14 protein-coding genes and 3 pseudogenes are annotated in these 13,912 nt (G+C 68.8%); 6 read left to right on the forward strand and 11 right to left on the reverse strand.

The genetic code is table 11. The features are described from left to right. Positions 1-232: 232 nt before the first annotated feature. Positions 233-391, reverse strand: a complete 159-nt coding sequence (locus ACFWBT_RS04215; protein ID WP_385695656.1) for a hypothetical protein — start codon at positions 389-391, stop codon at positions 233-235. 124 nt (positions 392-515) lie between these two features. Here ACFWBT_RS04215 and ACFWBT_RS04220 point away from each other — a divergent pair, with 124 nt between their 5' ends. Together ACFWBT_RS04220 and ACFWBT_RS04225 are read left to right on the forward strand one after the other, a co-directional pair. Continuing rightward, positions 516-1,106, forward strand: a complete 591-nt coding sequence (locus tag ACFWBT_RS04220) for a LuxR C-terminal-related transcriptional regulator (protein WP_385695659.1) — start codon at positions 516-518, stop codon at positions 1,104-1,106. Between the two features lie 315 nt (positions 1,107-1,421). Continuing rightward, positions 1,422-4,208 carry an AAA family ATPase gene (locus tag ACFWBT_RS04225; RefSeq protein ID WP_385695689.1) on the forward strand — a complete coding sequence of 929 codons (2,787 nt, stop codon included), beginning with the start codon at positions 1,422-1,424 and terminating at the stop codon, positions 4,206-4,208. Positions 4,209-4,331: 123 nt separating this feature from the next. Here the strand turns inward: ACFWBT_RS04225 and ACFWBT_RS04230 are convergent, their stop codons facing one another. From ACFWBT_RS04230 to ACFWBT_RS04250, 5 genes are all read right to left on the reverse strand, one after another. Beyond that, on the reverse strand, positions 4,332-5,339 hold the full coding sequence (locus ACFWBT_RS04230; RefSeq protein WP_385695662.1) for an NAD(P)H-dependent glycerol-3-phosphate dehydrogenase: 1,008 nt from the start codon (positions 5,337-5,339) through the stop codon (positions 4,332-4,334). Between the two features lie 41 nt (positions 5,340-5,380). Continuing rightward, on the reverse strand, positions 5,381-5,551 hold the full coding sequence (locus tag ACFWBT_RS04235; RefSeq protein ID WP_385695665.1) for a hypothetical protein: 171 nt from the start codon (positions 5,549-5,551) through the stop codon (positions 5,381-5,383). Positions 5,552-5,686: 135 nt separating this feature from the next. Beyond that, positions 5,687-6,025, reverse strand: coding sequence for a thioredoxin family protein (locus ACFWBT_RS04240; protein WP_385695668.1), 339 nt, complete (start codon positions 6,023-6,025; stop codon positions 5,687-5,689). A gap of 356 nt (positions 6,026-6,381) precedes the next feature. Continuing rightward, positions 6,382-7,593 (reverse strand): hypothetical protein, encoded by a 1,212-nt coding sequence (locus ACFWBT_RS04245; RefSeq protein ID WP_385695671.1) that lies wholly within the window; start codon positions 7,591-7,593, stop codon positions 6,382-6,384. Positions 7,594-7,996: 403 nt separating this feature from the next. Next, positions 7,997-8,518 carry a MarR family winged helix-turn-helix transcriptional regulator gene (locus ACFWBT_RS04250; RefSeq protein WP_385695674.1) on the reverse strand — a complete coding sequence of 174 codons (522 nt, stop codon included), beginning with the start codon at positions 8,516-8,518 and terminating at the stop codon, positions 7,997-7,999. Positions 8,519-8,660: 142 nt separating this feature from the next. On the opposite strand from ACFWBT_RS04250, the gene ACFWBT_RS04255 reads away from it, so the two are divergent. Beyond that, positions 8,661-9,176: a YceI family protein gene (locus ACFWBT_RS04255; protein ID WP_385695676.1), complete on the forward strand. Its 516-nt coding sequence runs from the start codon at positions 8,661-8,663 to the stop codon at positions 9,174-9,176. 421 nt (positions 9,177-9,597) lie between these two features. On the opposite strand, the gene ACFWBT_RS04260 is transcribed toward ACFWBT_RS04255, so the two are convergent. After that, the gene (locus ACFWBT_RS04260; protein ID WP_385695679.1) at positions 9,598-10,467 is read right to left on the reverse strand and encodes a hypothetical protein; all 870 of its coding nucleotides are present in this window, start codon (positions 10,465-10,467) and stop codon (positions 9,598-9,600) included. 464 nt (positions 10,468-10,931) lie between these two features. Between ACFWBT_RS04260 and ACFWBT_RS04265 the strand changes: the two genes are divergently transcribed. After that, the gene (locus ACFWBT_RS04265) at positions 10,932-11,267 is read left to right on the forward strand and encodes an ankyrin repeat domain-containing protein (RefSeq protein WP_385695682.1); all 336 of its coding nucleotides are present in this window, start codon (positions 10,932-10,934) and stop codon (positions 11,265-11,267) included. Here ACFWBT_RS04265 and ACFWBT_RS04270 read toward each other — a convergent pair. After that, positions 11,239-11,361, reverse strand: a pseudogene (locus ACFWBT_RS04270) (IS5/IS1182 family transposase); the annotation flags it as partial. The gene ACFWBT_RS04265 and the pseudogene ACFWBT_RS04270 overlap by 29 nt on opposite strands. A 186-nt stretch (positions 11,362-11,547) precedes the next feature. Next, positions 11,548-12,039: a hypothetical protein gene (locus ACFWBT_RS04275; protein ID WP_385695685.1), complete on the reverse strand. Its 492-nt coding sequence runs from the start codon at positions 12,037-12,039 to the stop codon at positions 11,548-11,550. A gap of 530 nt (positions 12,040-12,569) precedes the next feature. On the opposite strand from ACFWBT_RS04275, the pseudogene ACFWBT_RS04280 reads away from it, so the two are divergent. Then, a pseudogene (locus ACFWBT_RS04280) lies at positions 12,570-12,740 on the forward strand (DUF4259 domain-containing protein); the annotation flags it as partial. Between the two features lie 27 nt (positions 12,741-12,767). Here the strand turns inward: ACFWBT_RS04280 and ACFWBT_RS04285 are convergent. Next, positions 12,768-12,989 (reverse strand): annotated as a pseudogene (locus ACFWBT_RS04285) (transposase); the annotation flags it as partial. Then, positions 12,986-13,288, reverse strand: a complete 303-nt coding sequence (locus ACFWBT_RS04290; RefSeq protein ID WP_385695691.1) for a hypothetical protein — start codon at positions 13,286-13,288, stop codon at positions 12,986-12,988. The gene ACFWBT_RS04290 and the pseudogene ACFWBT_RS04285, both read right to left, overlap by 4 nt. Before the next feature lie 22 nt (positions 13,289-13,310). On the opposite strand from ACFWBT_RS04290, the gene ACFWBT_RS04295 reads away from it, so the two are divergent. After that, positions 13,311-13,730 carry a hypothetical protein gene (locus ACFWBT_RS04295; RefSeq protein ID WP_385695687.1) on the forward strand — a complete coding sequence of 140 codons (420 nt, stop codon included), beginning with the start codon at positions 13,311-13,313 and terminating at the stop codon, positions 13,728-13,730. The last annotated feature ends 182 nt before the right edge of the window (positions 13,731-13,912 follow it).

Here is a 13,912-nt window from a genome sequence, read left to right on the forward strand (position 1 = left end):
AATCACCTGGCAGGGTCGCATCGGCAGGCGGCCGGACCTACTGCGGTTTTCAGCCAGCCGCGTGCATGGAGCGGACGCACAGTCGGCTCCGTCACTCTCACACCTCGCGGTTCCGTGAAAGTACTGGGGTTTCACCGTGCTGGTGTCGGTAGATCATTCGGCTCGTCGTGTTTCGCATGCAAACGACAGCCGGTTCGCAGGCGGCGTCCCTTGACAGAGGGGCGGCAGCCGCTCAAGTCCGGCGCGGCGACGGGCCGACGGGTGAGCCGGTGTCCGTCGTGGCGTGTGCGATGTCCGGCTCTGGCTGGAAGTCCACCCGCTGCCGCTGCCGCTGCCGCTGCCGCTGCCGCTGCCGCTGTCCCACCGGCGAGTGCGCGGTGCTGTGGCGCATCGCCCAAGGGTCCCCCAGGGCGCCGTTTCCGGACCGGACAGCCGTCGCGACATTCGGCCGGAATCGCTTTCCGTCACCAGCGAGCCGTTTCTCATTCCAGGGGGAACCGATGTGCATCCGAGTGATGGTGTCCGACGAATTATCGCTGTCCCGAAGTGCCCTCGCCGCGTTGCTGGAAAAGCGTGAGGAGATCCGGGTTGTCGGGGCTGTCGGCGGCGACACCGACGCGCTGGAGTTCGCGGAGACTCATCGGCCGGACATCGCGATAATCAGCTTCGACGGCGCGGACATCGGTGCGATCAGCGTGGCCGAGAAAATCGCGAGCCTTCCGGAATGCCGGAGTCTGGTCCTGGCCGAAAGCTACACCCGTTCGATCATCCGCCAGGCCTTCTCCGGCGGCGTCGACGGCATGCTGCAACGAAGCGTGTCGCCGAGCTGGTTCTTCGAAGCCCTGCACCGGGTGCATCAGGGCGAACGCGTCTTCGACGCGGACCTGACGGTCGCGGCCCTGGCCAACGCCGGCTGCCCACTGACCGCGCGCCAGCTCTCCGTGCTGGAGCGCCTCTCCTACGGCGACGCCATTGTCGAGATCGCGACACGGCTGCACCTGTCCGAGGGGACCGTGCGCAACTACCTCTCATCACTGGTGACGAAACTCGGTGCCCGCAATCGCATAGACGCACTGCGGATCGCCCGAGACGCGCACTGGCTTTGAAATTCCTGCGAACCGACCTTGTTCCATCAATTGAGGGATGGCGATGAACACGGAAATAGTGACGGCGGACGGCACAGGCGATATTGCCCCTGAACTGGGGGTGGCAATCTTATTAGGCGTGGTCGGCGTGGCCCGAGAAATCGACGTGGGGTCCGCCCCCAGTCACCGCAGGGACAATCCGTCCATGGCGTCGAGCGACCCGGAGCACGCATCGGTCTCCCCGGGGCGCCGGTCCGTCGACATCTGCGCGCGACCGCGTGCATGCGTCGGTTGTTGATCCACTCCTGTCCCTGTGTTGCGAGGTGGTGAGAAGTGATGGAGAAGCTGGCCGAACGGGATACGGAAGAAAAGACGCTGGCGCAGGTCTACGGCGAGTGCTCTCTCGGCGGAAGACGGCTCGTGGCCATCGAAGGTGCGCTGGCCAGCGGAAAGACGGCCCTGCTGGCCTCCTTCGCCCGCGACGCCGCCGACGCGGGCGCGACGGTCCTCGAGGCCACCGCGTCGAGCTTCGAGCGCTACCAGCCGCTGGGGATCATCGATCAGCTTCTGCGGGGGTGCCGCCTCTTCTCACCCGGTGCGGACCTCGAAGTCCGCGCGCTGTTGGCGAGCGCCGGCGGCGAGGGAGCGCAAAGTGAGATCTCCTCGTCGATCCTCGGTCTGCTGCACGGTGCCTTCCAGCACCTGACCGACAGCCCGCTGCTGGTCATGTGCATCGACGACGCGCACTTCATGGACGTCGAGTCGCTGCAGTACCTGCTCGCACTCATGCGGCGGATGGGCACCGCGCCGATGTCGATCGTCTTCACCTACTGCCCGGACATGGGCCGGGACAGCGTCCAGCGCATACTTCAGGCCGAGATCCTCCGGATGCCCAACTGCACCCAGCTGGACCTCGAGCCGCTCTCGGAGACGGGAGTCACGACGGTACTGGAGGACTATTTCAATCTTGAAATAGCGGGCCGGATCGCGGCCGACTGCAGACACCTCAGCGGTGGCCGGCCGCTCTTGGTGCACGCTCTGGCCGAGGACTACGCCGGCAGGATCCCGGAGCCGGCCGGGCAGTGGCGGCCAGTGGCCGGTCCCGCCTTCGGCCGTGCTGTCCTGAGCTGCCTGTACCGGGCCGATCCGGTCGTGCTCCAGATCGCGCGGGCGATGGCCACGCTGGGGGAGTTCCGATCGGCGGCCGTCGTGGCCCGCCTCTGCGGCATGGACCCGGAATCCGTCGCACGCATCGCCGCGTCCCCCGGCGTCGGCGGGCTGCTGGAGCACGACCTGCTCGGGCAGCCGAGCGTGCGTGAGGCCGTGCTCGGCAGCATGTCGCAGAAGGAGCGCCAGGACATGCGGTCCCGGGCAGCCCGTCTGCTGCACCACAAGGGAGCCCCCGCCCTGGTGACGGCCGAACACCTGATGCGTATCGGCGAACCGGTCTCCTGGGCCAGACAGGTGCTCTGCGAGGCCGCGGACCAGGCCCTCGCGGGCGGAGACCCCGAGGCGGCCGTCGGCTACCTCGAGAGAGCACATCGCGAGTGCGCCGAGGAGCGGGAACGGATCGACATCGCCGCGAGGCTCACCGACGTCATGTGGCGGTACGACCCGGCGGCGGTCAAGAGCTATCTCCCCGAACTGGTCGCGGCCGCCGAGCAGGGCGAGCTCTCCGTCCGGCAGTCCGTCCACCTCGTCCGATGTCTGCTCTGGAACGGACAGGTGGAACAGGCGACGCGCGTAGTAGCGCGCCTCGGCGACGACTCCCACGCAGAGGACGGCGAGGAGGCCGTCCCGTACGCCGAACAGCTGCGCCGGTGGCTCCCGCTCACCTACCCCGGCCTCGCATCCGCCCCGGGAACCGAGGACGTGGCGGCGCAGGACGCCGGGCCGAGCGCTCCCGGGCATCGTGCCGCGGCCGCACTCGGCGCGGTCCTCCGGGGCGACGGCGAGGCGGGAGCCGTCCCCGCCGCGGAACTCGTCCTCCGGGAGGCCCTCGCCGGAGCGGCGAGCCCGGCCTCGTCGCTCGCCTCACTCATGGTCCTGATCTACTCCGACCACCTCGACAAGGCGTCCGTCTGGTGCGACGCCCTCCTCGCCTCCATGGGGGAGACATACGGACTCGTATGGAACGCCATGCTCACCGCGGCGCGCGCGGAGATCCACTACCGCCTCGGAGACCTGGCGAACGCGAAGCGGCAGGCGCACGCGGCGCTCGCGCTGATGCTGCACGAGAGCTGGGGAGCGGCCGTCGTCGTCCCGCTGTCGATCCTGGTGCGCACCGCCACGGCGATGGGCGATCCGGGCGAGGCCGAAAGCTACCTGGACCTCCCCGTACCCAGTGCCGCCTTCGGGACCCTGGGCGGCGTGGTCTACCTCGATGCCCGGGGAAGTCTCCATCTCGCGCGGGGCCGCCACGACGCCGCTCTGCAGGACTTCCTGGCGGCCGGACACCTGATGAAGCTCTGGGAGATGGACTGCCCGTCCGCGGTGCCCTGGCGCGCCCATGCCGCCCGTGCCTACTTCCACAAGGGCCTCTCGGTGCCGGCCGGGGAACTCCTGACGGAACAGATGTCGCTGCTCCCGTCCGGCCACCCGCGCACTCGCGGCCTGACGTACCGCGCCCTGGCGGCCACCCTCCGCCCGGACGAGCGCCCGCCGGTACTGCTGAAAGCGGCGAACCTGCTCGACCGCTGCGGCGACTCATTGAACCTGGCGTACACGCTCGCCGACCTGGGGCACGCCTACGAGTCACTGGGCGACTCCGTCCAGGCCCGCCGCCACACCCACCACGCGAGGACACTGGGGGACCGGTGCGCCGCGGCACTCCTGCCGGAGCCACCGGCAGCGGCGGCGAACGAGGGAGCGGGGCCGGAGCCCCTCGGCGAGTCCGGCCCACCCGCCGGCCGGCTCAGCTCGGCGGAGCGGCGGGTGGCGGAACTGGCCGCCCGGGGCTCCACGAACGAGCAGATCGCCCGAAAGCTCTTCATCACGGTCAGCACAGTGGAACAGCACCTCACCCGCGCCTACCGGAAACTCGGCATTCGCCGCCGTACCCAACTGCCCTCCGCGTATCCGAACTCGTCCCACGACCACCGCCGTCCACGGGCCGCCCGGTGACGGGGTCCCGTGCTCCCGCTCGACGCCCGGTGACGGGAGCACGATCCGTTCGCGGAAGTCCTCGCCCCGCGGGCTCCCCGCCCCATCCGCTGCGGGGCGTGGGGTGCGCGGCACAGATGGCGATCAGGCGCTGTACTGCTCGGGCTTCGGCGTCCGGGACATGAGCGCTGCGGCCGCGTCCGGGACGCTGGTAGTGCCGTCGATCACCGCGGCGACGACCTCGGTGATCGGCATCTCGACCCCGTGGACCCGCGACAGGTCCAGGACGGCCCGGCACGACTTCACACCCTCAGCCGTCTGCCCCGTCGCCGTCGTGGCTTCCTCCATGCTCATCCCCTGTCCGAGGTGCTCGCCGAAGGTCCGGTTCCGGGACAGCGGCGAGGAGCAGGTGGCGATGAGGTCGCCGGCGCCGGCGAGGCCGGAGAACGTCAGCGGGTCGGCGCCCATCGCCCGGCCGAGCCGTGCGGTCTCCGCGAGGCCGCGGGTGACGAGGAGGGCGCGGGCGTTGTCGCCCATGCCCAGACCGGCCGCGAGGCCGACCGCGAGGGCGATGACGTTCTTGATCGCCCCGCCGAGCTCGCAGCCCGCCACGTCCGTGCCCGTGTAGGGGCGGAAGTACGGGGTGTGGCACGCCTTCTGGAGCGCGGCGGCCGCCGTCTCGTCGGGGCAGGCGATCACGGACGCGGCCGGCTGCCCGCCGGCGATCTCCCGGGCCAGGTTCGGCCCGGACAGCACCGCGATCCGCTCGAACGGGATGCCCGTGACCTGGTGGATCACCTCCGACATCCGCAGCCCGGAGGACGTCTCGACACCCTTCATCGAGCTCACCACGACCGCGTCCGGCTCGATGTGCGGGGCCCAGGCGGCGAGGTTCGCCCGCAGCACCTGCGCCGGGATCGACAGCACGACATGCCGGGCCCCGGCGAGCGCCTCGACCGGGTCCACTGTCGCGCGGAGCCGGTCGGGCAGGACGACGTCGGGCAGGTACCGGGCGTTCTGGTGCCGGACGTTGATCTCCTCGACGACCTCAGGCCGTCTGGCGTGGATCGTGACGTCGCTGCCGGCGTCGGCGAACACCTTCGCCATCGTCGTCCCCCACGACCCTGCGGAGAGCACCGCAACCCGAGCCACCCGACACCCCGTCCACCTCGCGAGCCCTGACCCCGGTGACCCTATCCGTCACCCGAAGGCCTCCTCGGCGTCACGGCCAAGGCCGCGCGCGTCGCCGACCGGGGCATGATCAGCTCGGCCGACCGCAGCATGCGCGCCGCCCGGTCGTCACCGAGCTCCCGGCGCAGCTCCGCTTCGTGGGCCTGCCACAGCCGGTAGAAGCGTCTCCGCATCACTGGGGTCCGGCCGCGCGTCGATATGCTCCACCGTGAGTGCGGCCGCGCGCGCCTGCTCCACCACCGACGCCCGCAGCCCGCGCGCAACGGCTTGCGTGACAGGCGTCGGGGCCGCAGTGCCACGGTGGCCGCTCAGAGGTGGCCGTCCAGGAACTCCCGTACCTCGGCGGTGCTCGTGGGTCCCGTGCCGTGCGCCACCGTCTCTCCCTCCTTCAGCAGGACGTAGGACGGGGCTCCGGTGATCCCGTATCGCTCGGTCGCGGCCGGACAGCGCGTCATGTCGGTGCGGACGGCCGTCAGGCGGCCCGCGTACTCGTCGGCGATGCCACCCACGACGAGGTCCATCGTCCGGCAGGGCTCGATTGCCTTGGGCCAGGTCCCGGTGAAGTATGCGAGGACCGGGACTTCGCTCATCCCGAGGATGAAATCGAACTCCGCGTCCTCACGGGGTTGGTGAACCCGCTTCGCCATGGAAGCTCCTGACCTCGTGTTCCGTCATTCCATCCCCATCATCCCCCGCGCGGTGCGGCGGGCTGCGTCCGGTCGGTGACCGACGGGCACGTGAGAGAGTCGCGGTTCCGACCGGCGCGGTTGGGGTGTTCGGCCTGTGGGGGGCGTTGTCCATGGGACGCGGGCCGGCATCTACCTGATCGGCATCCCGGCCGGGAACTACCGGGCATGCCGCCGCACCCTCTCGGGCGGCTCGTCGACCGGCCCGACGACCAGGGCCGCGTACGGTCATCACCCCGCACGATCCTGGTGATGGGTCACGGGTACACCTCCGGCCGTACCGATTTCCGCATTCACCGTTCGTCTTCTGACGTATGTCAGCGTTGCTCCGCTCCGTCCGCAGCGGCAAGGACGCCCAGGGCCGCCAGGACAACCACGACGAGCAGGAACACCAGGACCACGGATGTGGGCGTGGGGTAGTTCCACAGGAAGAGGGTCAGGATCCCGGCCCCGATGACGACGCCCGTGGTCAGGGGCCAGTGCGTGCGCAGCCACTGTCCGGCGGCACCTGGCTTCAGTCCCGTCCGGGCGAGGGCGTGCCCGGCGGTTCGGGTCCATCGGGCGGCAGCTGCGCGTACGGCGACGGCACCGCGGCCGTGTCCGTACAGATACCCTGCGATCACGGTGAGGAAGGCGCTGAGGAGCACGGTGAGGATGGTTTGCCGGAGGAACCTCACCAGGGTGTCGTAGAGGGCTGCTGCCGCGTCCTGCGACGGGGATGCCGGAGGCACCGCGTCCAGACAGACCTGGCGCATGACGGCGAGTCCGATGAGCAGCCCGCACATCATGGCGCCGATGCCGATGCCCGCGGCCATCAGCGCAACCCGGCGTGAAGGTGCCGCCCAGATTCCCAGCCCGGCGAGCACAACCACCACCACGGGCAACCACGGGCCGACGACGCTGAGCCAGCGGGCCGCATCACGGGCCTCACTCAGATGGTCGTTGTGCACCAGCTCGATCGACTTGTCGGCCCCGGGAATGTCTTCTGCCCCGACAAGGGTCACGCCGATCAGCTGTTTCTGCAGTTCCTCGACCACGGTGCCGACGTTCAGTGTGATGGTGTCGCCCTTGACCTCGAGCGCTCCGCCTCCCTCCCCGGTGAGGACGTTCGTCGCGGCGGTGTGCGCGTCGCGGTGGATGCTGTCCCACGCCTTGGCGAAGGCGTCGCTCGTCACCACCCTGGCGACCGTGTAGCGCACGCCGGCCTTCAGCCCGCCTTTGAGCTCTTCATCCAGCGACCTGGCCGCGTCGACCAGGAAGCGGGGTCCATCATGGTCGGCCAGAGTGTCGGCGAGCGTGTCGGTGATCTTGCGAACGTCGATCTTGTGGACCAGAGCGTCAGTGACACGATCGATGATCAGGCTCTGGACGGCGGGGTCTCGGGCGAGGGGTGAGACGGTCTGCTCATACCGATCGGTATCGGTGACCTCGGAATTCACCCAGGTGGCGACGACGCTGATGGGCGCCATCAGAATCGCCAGCAGGAGGAGCAGGGATGCTCCCCAAAGGCGCAGGCGACGGTTTCGCATGTCGAGAGTGCGCCGCAGTCGCTCGTACTCCGCTCGTTCGACATGGTCCAAAGAGCGGCTCGGCCTGTGGCGGCCGTGTTCGTGCGGGCCGGAGGCGGCGGGCGGGTCCATGGGAACTCCCTCCGCGCGCAGTCCTCGGCGCGCCACGGCGGTATGCGCCCTGCGGGGCGGAAGCTACCGAACCGCTGTCTCTCCATCGTCGTTCATCGGCAACGGGCACGCAGCTTGCCCAGGAGCTTGAGGGTGACGGCGAGTGCTGGCGCTGCATGTCCTCGGACGTGCCGGTTGCCGGGGTACCGGCCGGTAACCGGCGCCGTGAGCCGCGTAGGCGGAGCGGGTGGGGAGATCCCGGGATCGGGCTGGAACGGGACTCTCCGACGCGACGCGTTCCCCGTTCGGCGCCTTACGGCTGCGGCGTCTCGTCGGCGTCGTGTCCCTCGGAGCCCTTGCCCGCCGCGAGCAGGTCGTGCAGTTGCGTGTACCGCTGGGCGCAGGCCGTCCGCTCGATGGCCTCGGAGACGGCGTCCGCCAAGGCACCCGATGACTCGCCGAGCAGGCGGCGGGCTTTGTCGGTGAGCGCCACGTCGATACCGCGTCGATCGCCGCACGCGGAGTGTTTGGTGACGAGCCCCGCGTGCTGCAGGCATGCCACCTGGTAGGTCAGCCGCGTTTTGGGGCGGCCCAGCAGCTCCGCGATCCGCGTCATGCGCAAGCCGGATCCGGGCTGATCCGCGAGCAGGCACAACACCAGGAACTCGTCGTGTGAGATCCCCATGGCGTCCTTCACCCGCGAACGCAGCTCCTGCTCGATCGCACCGGCCGCGGCCAGCAGCCGCATCCAGGAGCGCAGTTCAGGCGGCAGCAGCCCGCTGTCGCCTGACGGCTCACATTCGGGCTGATCGGCGGGGGCGGGAGAGTCGACCATGACGTCACAGTCTACCTGTTGTCCATTTTTGAATAACCGTCTAGCGTGGAGTCATCCAAATTTGGACGACTTGGCTCGGCCATCCCATCGCGGGTACGCCGAGTCCCCGTTCGCTCCCTCTAACTTTTCAGGAGGACATCCCATGACTGTCGCCATCGAGACCGGCCTGTGGCAGCTCGACCCCGCCGGTTCCACCGTGGCCATCGCGCACCGGACGATGTGGGGCCTGGTCACCGTCAAGGGCACCTTCGGTGGCGTTACCGCCGAGGGCGAGATCCGACCGGACGGCCGCGCCCATGGCGTCGTCACCCTGGATGCGACGTCCCTTGACACCAAGAACGCCAAGCGAGACGAGCACCTGCGCGGCAGCGACTTCTTCGACGCTGAGAACAACCCCACCCTCGCCTTCGCCGTCGATGACGCCGTGGTGCGCCAGGACGACAGCGTCGATATCACCGGCCGGCTGACCGTCCGGGGTGAGAGCCGCCCTCAGGCCATCACCGCCCGGGTCACCGAATCAAGTACCGATGCGGTCAGCCTCACCACGGAGTTCACCGTGGACCGGGAGCAGTTCGGGATGGGCTGGAACCAGCTGGGGATGATCCGCGGCCGGACCACGGTCACCGCGACGCTCGCCTTCACTCGTACACCCGCCTGAGACGCCATCCCGGCCCCGCAGATGGAACGGGCCGGGCCAGAGCTGAGGGCCCGAGACAGGGCCCGAGACCGGACATCAGAAGGCCGCGCCATCGGCGGTCACGCATCAGGGTCGGCACCTCTACGCGACCTCTCGTGAACGACGTCCGGCGTCGGCAGACACGGCACTCCGCCCGACGCCTTCGGGAGGTACAGGCGCTGCCTCCTTCCGGCCGGTTCCTGCTCCTTCCCAACAGCGATGAGCTGCCGCGCTCAGGCCACCCGGTCCCCGCCCCGGCGCCGGCGTTGCCCCACTTCGCCGAAGCCGAGGGCAGCTAAGCTACCCCCGGGCTCCCCGGGCTGCCGGGCGCCCAGATGCTGCCTGGTCGGTTGGAACGGCAAAGGAAGGGCCGGCCGGTGGGGAGCTGACCGGCCGCAAGCTGTCACTCGGCGTCAACTGATACCTGGCTGATCGGACGCGTCCGAAGCCAGTACGAGCGGGCGGCGACGGCCAGTACGACCCCGTAGACAGCGAACGCGATCATGCCGAGCCAGCTGACCAGCAACGCGTCCCCCGACGTAGGGAAATCACCTTTCCGCATCGTTACCGCGCCTGCTGCGGCCAGGGCACAGTAGGCGAGCCCGAGCACCCCGTACGGGGCGAGAGTGGCCGCCCCGATCAGGGCCGGGGTCAGCGGGAGCCAGCGCGGAACACGTCGGCCGCGCAGGAACGGTGACCAGCGGGGGAAGACCTGCCCCCAGGGGCGGACCAGGCCCCAGAGCAGGAAAACGCCGAGTGCGGCCAGCAATACGGTGGCGTCCAGGCCCCAGGACTCCAGAGTGAGCCAGATCTCCGAAGCGCCGTTGCGCTCGGAGATCGCGAACATCTCCTGCTTGCTCATCCCGGCGAAGGTGCCCCCGCACGCCCAGAACAACTTCATCGCGGCGTACGGGACGAAGGCCACGGTCCCGGCCCAGGCAGCGAGTTGGACCCGCGAGGGGGCACAGGAGGGGGCCGGCGCGAAGGCACCGCGGGGCGGGTGGCGGTGGGAGCGGTCGGTCGCGGCGAGCAGCAGCGCCCCGGCGGCCGCCGCCGTATGGTTCGTGGCGGCTGCCCAACTGTCCACCCCCTCACCGAACATCAGCGTGATCACGTCCATGAGCAGGCTGAACGCGGCGACGGCTGTCAGTCCACAAACTACCCAGAGCAGCGCCCGCAGCAGCGGGCGCGGCCCGTACCGCACGACAGCTCCGCAGACAAGCGCCGCCAGTGCGCCCACCGCTACGACACCCCAGTCAAGCGCGGTGGACACCTGACCGCCGCCATCGAACAGCGGGGTCCCGCTCAGCGCGCAAGCCAAGCCCAACGAGGCGTACGCCACCGCCCAGAGCACTGATATCGAGCCCACCCAGCGCGGCCGGCCCCGTAACGCGCGCCACAGGGTCCGCACTGTCCGTCCGTCATCGGTCATGCCCAAACGTCGCATCGACCGCGGCAGCTCGGCATCGACCGCCAGGTCGATCCGTATCCCCCTGCGGGGCGAGGGATCGTACGACTCAAGTCCCATTCGCCCGGGGCGATCCGACCGGCCGCCTGCGTTGGATTCCGGCAGCGGTGCTGCCCGTTCTCGTGAACGTCGAACAGAACCGACCGGGTTGCCTCCCGACTTGAGGTGCTGGCTCAACTCCTGCGGTGTATTTAGACGTCATCTCATTTGGTGGTTGCCGAGGTGGATAGTCGCTGGCAGACGCGTTGCGTTGGCGGTTGAATGCTCCGGTGAACGACTACTGGACGCCTGCCCATCACGCGGTGGAGCACGAGAATGCGGAGGCCCTGGCCCGGTTGCTGGCCGATGGCACCGATCCCAATGAGGTCTTCAACAATATGACGCTGCTGACCCATGCGATCGACGTCGAGGGAGACGGCTCACTCCAGAGCGGCCAGCCTTTGACGGTGCATACCACTGCGATCTTGCTGGCCTTCGGGGCTGACCCGGAGCTCGCAGGTCCGGGTGGTCGCACTCCCATGGAGGTGGCCGAACACTACTGCCACGACCTGGCAGTGAAGCTACTGCGCACCCACATCAGCGAGCCAGACGCCGGTAACAGATGAGAGTGCAGGCGATGCTTGTAAAGGCGAGGAAGTGTTCGGCCTTGCGCTCGTAGCGCCGGTGGAGACGGCGGCAGCCGGCGAGCCAGGACATGGTGCACCGGGGGGAACGGCTCCCCGAGTGGATCGCGGCGGTCCGGGCTGACGACCTGCCCAGCCCGCACACCTTCATCAGCGGCCTCGAACGCGACCTCGCGGCCGTCACCGCCGGCCTGACCCTGCCCTGGAGCTCATGCGTCGTGGAAGGCCACGTCAACCGCATCATTCTGTGGAATCAGCGATGTCAAGCCGTGTGCTTGTGCATCACGTTGAGGTAGTGCCGATCACGGTGCGACACGTGGTTGTCCCGTCTCGGCAGGCTGAAGACCGCGCAGACGTCAGCGGGTTGGGTGATGAGGCTTGCCTGCTGGCCGAAGGTGAGGGTGCTGTTGACGGCGTGTTCACAGCCTGCGTTGTCCAGGGCGGTGATCAGCTCCTCGCGGAGGACGGTGGCGTCGAACGACTCGGAATCAGGCAGGACGAGCGGCGGGAGTTTGGCGGTCGAACCGGGCCAGAGGCTGATCCAGATCCCGGTGACGGCCCGCTGAGTGACCACCAGCCGCAGCCCGTCCCAGGAGTACGGGTAGCCGTCGATATCGGGCCCCTTCATGATGTGGGCGGGGTGCGGGCGCCCCGGGCCGAGGAGGTTTTCAGCCTCAGCCAGCGTCATTCCGCAGTTCAGGGGCCCGATCCGGCCAGTGCGGGAGAAGTCGACGAGTACGTCCATCAAGGTCACGACATTGACTGTGACACTCTCCCGAGGCAGTTCGCACTCCGATATCAACGTGACGCTGGGCCTGCCCTACCCTGCCTTGCCGGACGGCGATGAGTGGCAGAAGGCGGTGCGGTGGCCGGCACGTCGAGTTCGCGAGGTGTCGGACCTGCGGCTGTCGGAGTGTCGGCCAGACGGTCAAGCAGGCGGTCCAGAGCTGCCTGGCCATCGTCGACGGCCGCGCGTTCTTCGTCGGTGAGCGGGAGGCGACCGCGTCCCGGTCGACCAGGACCTCGATGGTGCGGACGTGCCGCTCGAAGTAGCCCGCCTCGAATACGCTTTGGAATACGCCTTGGACAGAGTGTTCGGGGTGATCTTCGCGCAGTACTGGGTGGATTGCGACGATCGGTGTCCGAGCCAGGCTTGCAATGATCAAGCGGCAGATGTACGGACGCGCTGGCTTCAAGCTCCTGCGCAAGCGGGTGCTGCTTGCCTCCTGACCTCGCTGTCGGTGGTCAGTGCGACGATCTCCGGACGGCCGCGCGAGGAGAGACATGGGCACCTGGGACATCGGCCCCTTCGACAACGACACCGCCGCCGACTTCGGGGGTGACCTGGACGACGCAACGTCGGAAGAACGCGAATCCATGATCCGCGGCGCACTCAAACGCGCCGCCGAACCTGCGGACCACCTGGATACCTCCGACGGCGAGCGAGCAGTGGCCGCGGCTGCCCTGGTTGTCGGTCTTCTCCGGGATCGTGTGCCGGATGCCGCGTCGTCGCAGGTATTCGCGGACGAGGCCATTGCTGTATGCCGTGTCCGCGGCGAGACTGTGCGGCTTCTTGCGGGGCCTGCCCAGCCCGAGGCGGGGGACACGGATCTTCTCCAACACCGGTTTGAACTGGGTGCAATCGGCCCGCTGTCCTGGTGTGACGATCAGGGACAGTGGGCGGCAGCTGCCGGCCGCACTCAGGTGGAGCTATGTGGTGAAGCCGCCGCGCGAGCGGCCCAGGCCCTCACCTCCTGCACCACCTCCTCCAGGCGGGCGACGAGGCTCTGCCACGGTGCCTCGTCCTGGTGTTCTGCCAGGACGTCCCCCATTGACGCGGGAGCCGGCGGCGGATCGGTGCGGGCGCCGGCGGCGTGATGATGAGCCCGCACGATGGTGGAGTCGACCGAGATGTCCCAGCCGATCTCACCCGCCGCGTCGGCCTCGGCCTGGACCTGGAGCAGACGTTCCCAGGTGCCGTCGGCCGACCACAACCCGGGCACCAGGGCGTGACAGGATCGGCGGATGGTGCTTGCAGGTGAGTTCTTCCTAGCCGCAGACGATGCGTCCACAGCTCGGGTAGGCCCGCGCAAGAGACACGACTTTCTTGCCGTGCCATGTGACGGCATCTATCCAGATGACGCGGTTCTCAGCTGGGAGACTCTGCTGACGGGCACGCCCGCGAGTCCGCTCCGAGACGTGGTGCCCATGGCCAACGACGGGTTCACCGTCTTCGCTGTTCCGGAGCCGCTGTGTACGGCTTTGGCGGGCGCGGAAAGGGATCAACTCCGAACGATAGGCATTGCGTGGGCTGCGAGTGCCTCCGAGCCAGACAATGAGATCTCGCCGGATAGAGCGGTGGACCTCCTTGAGTGTCTGTCAGTTCTAGCCAACAGCCGGGCAGAGAAGGGCCTGAGCCTGTACTGCTGGTACTTCGCTCCCTGACCTCACCGCTCACGTGCCTGTAGCTGCAGTGCCCCGGCCTTGCCGGGACGGCGCGAGTCACGTGCCGATGATCGACCGGACAGGTCCTAGTAGTGCTTCGTTACGTTGAGTGATCTCGGCTGAGTGTGGGCAGCTTCCCGGAATGAGGTTGGGGGAAGTGGACCGGCTCCGGGGTGAGTTGG

Origin of the sequence: Streptomyces sp. NPDC060027 (assembly GCF_042737005.1) — a bacterium.
Classification (GTDB): Bacteria; Actinomycetota; Actinomycetes; order Streptomycetales; family Streptomycetaceae; genus Streptomyces.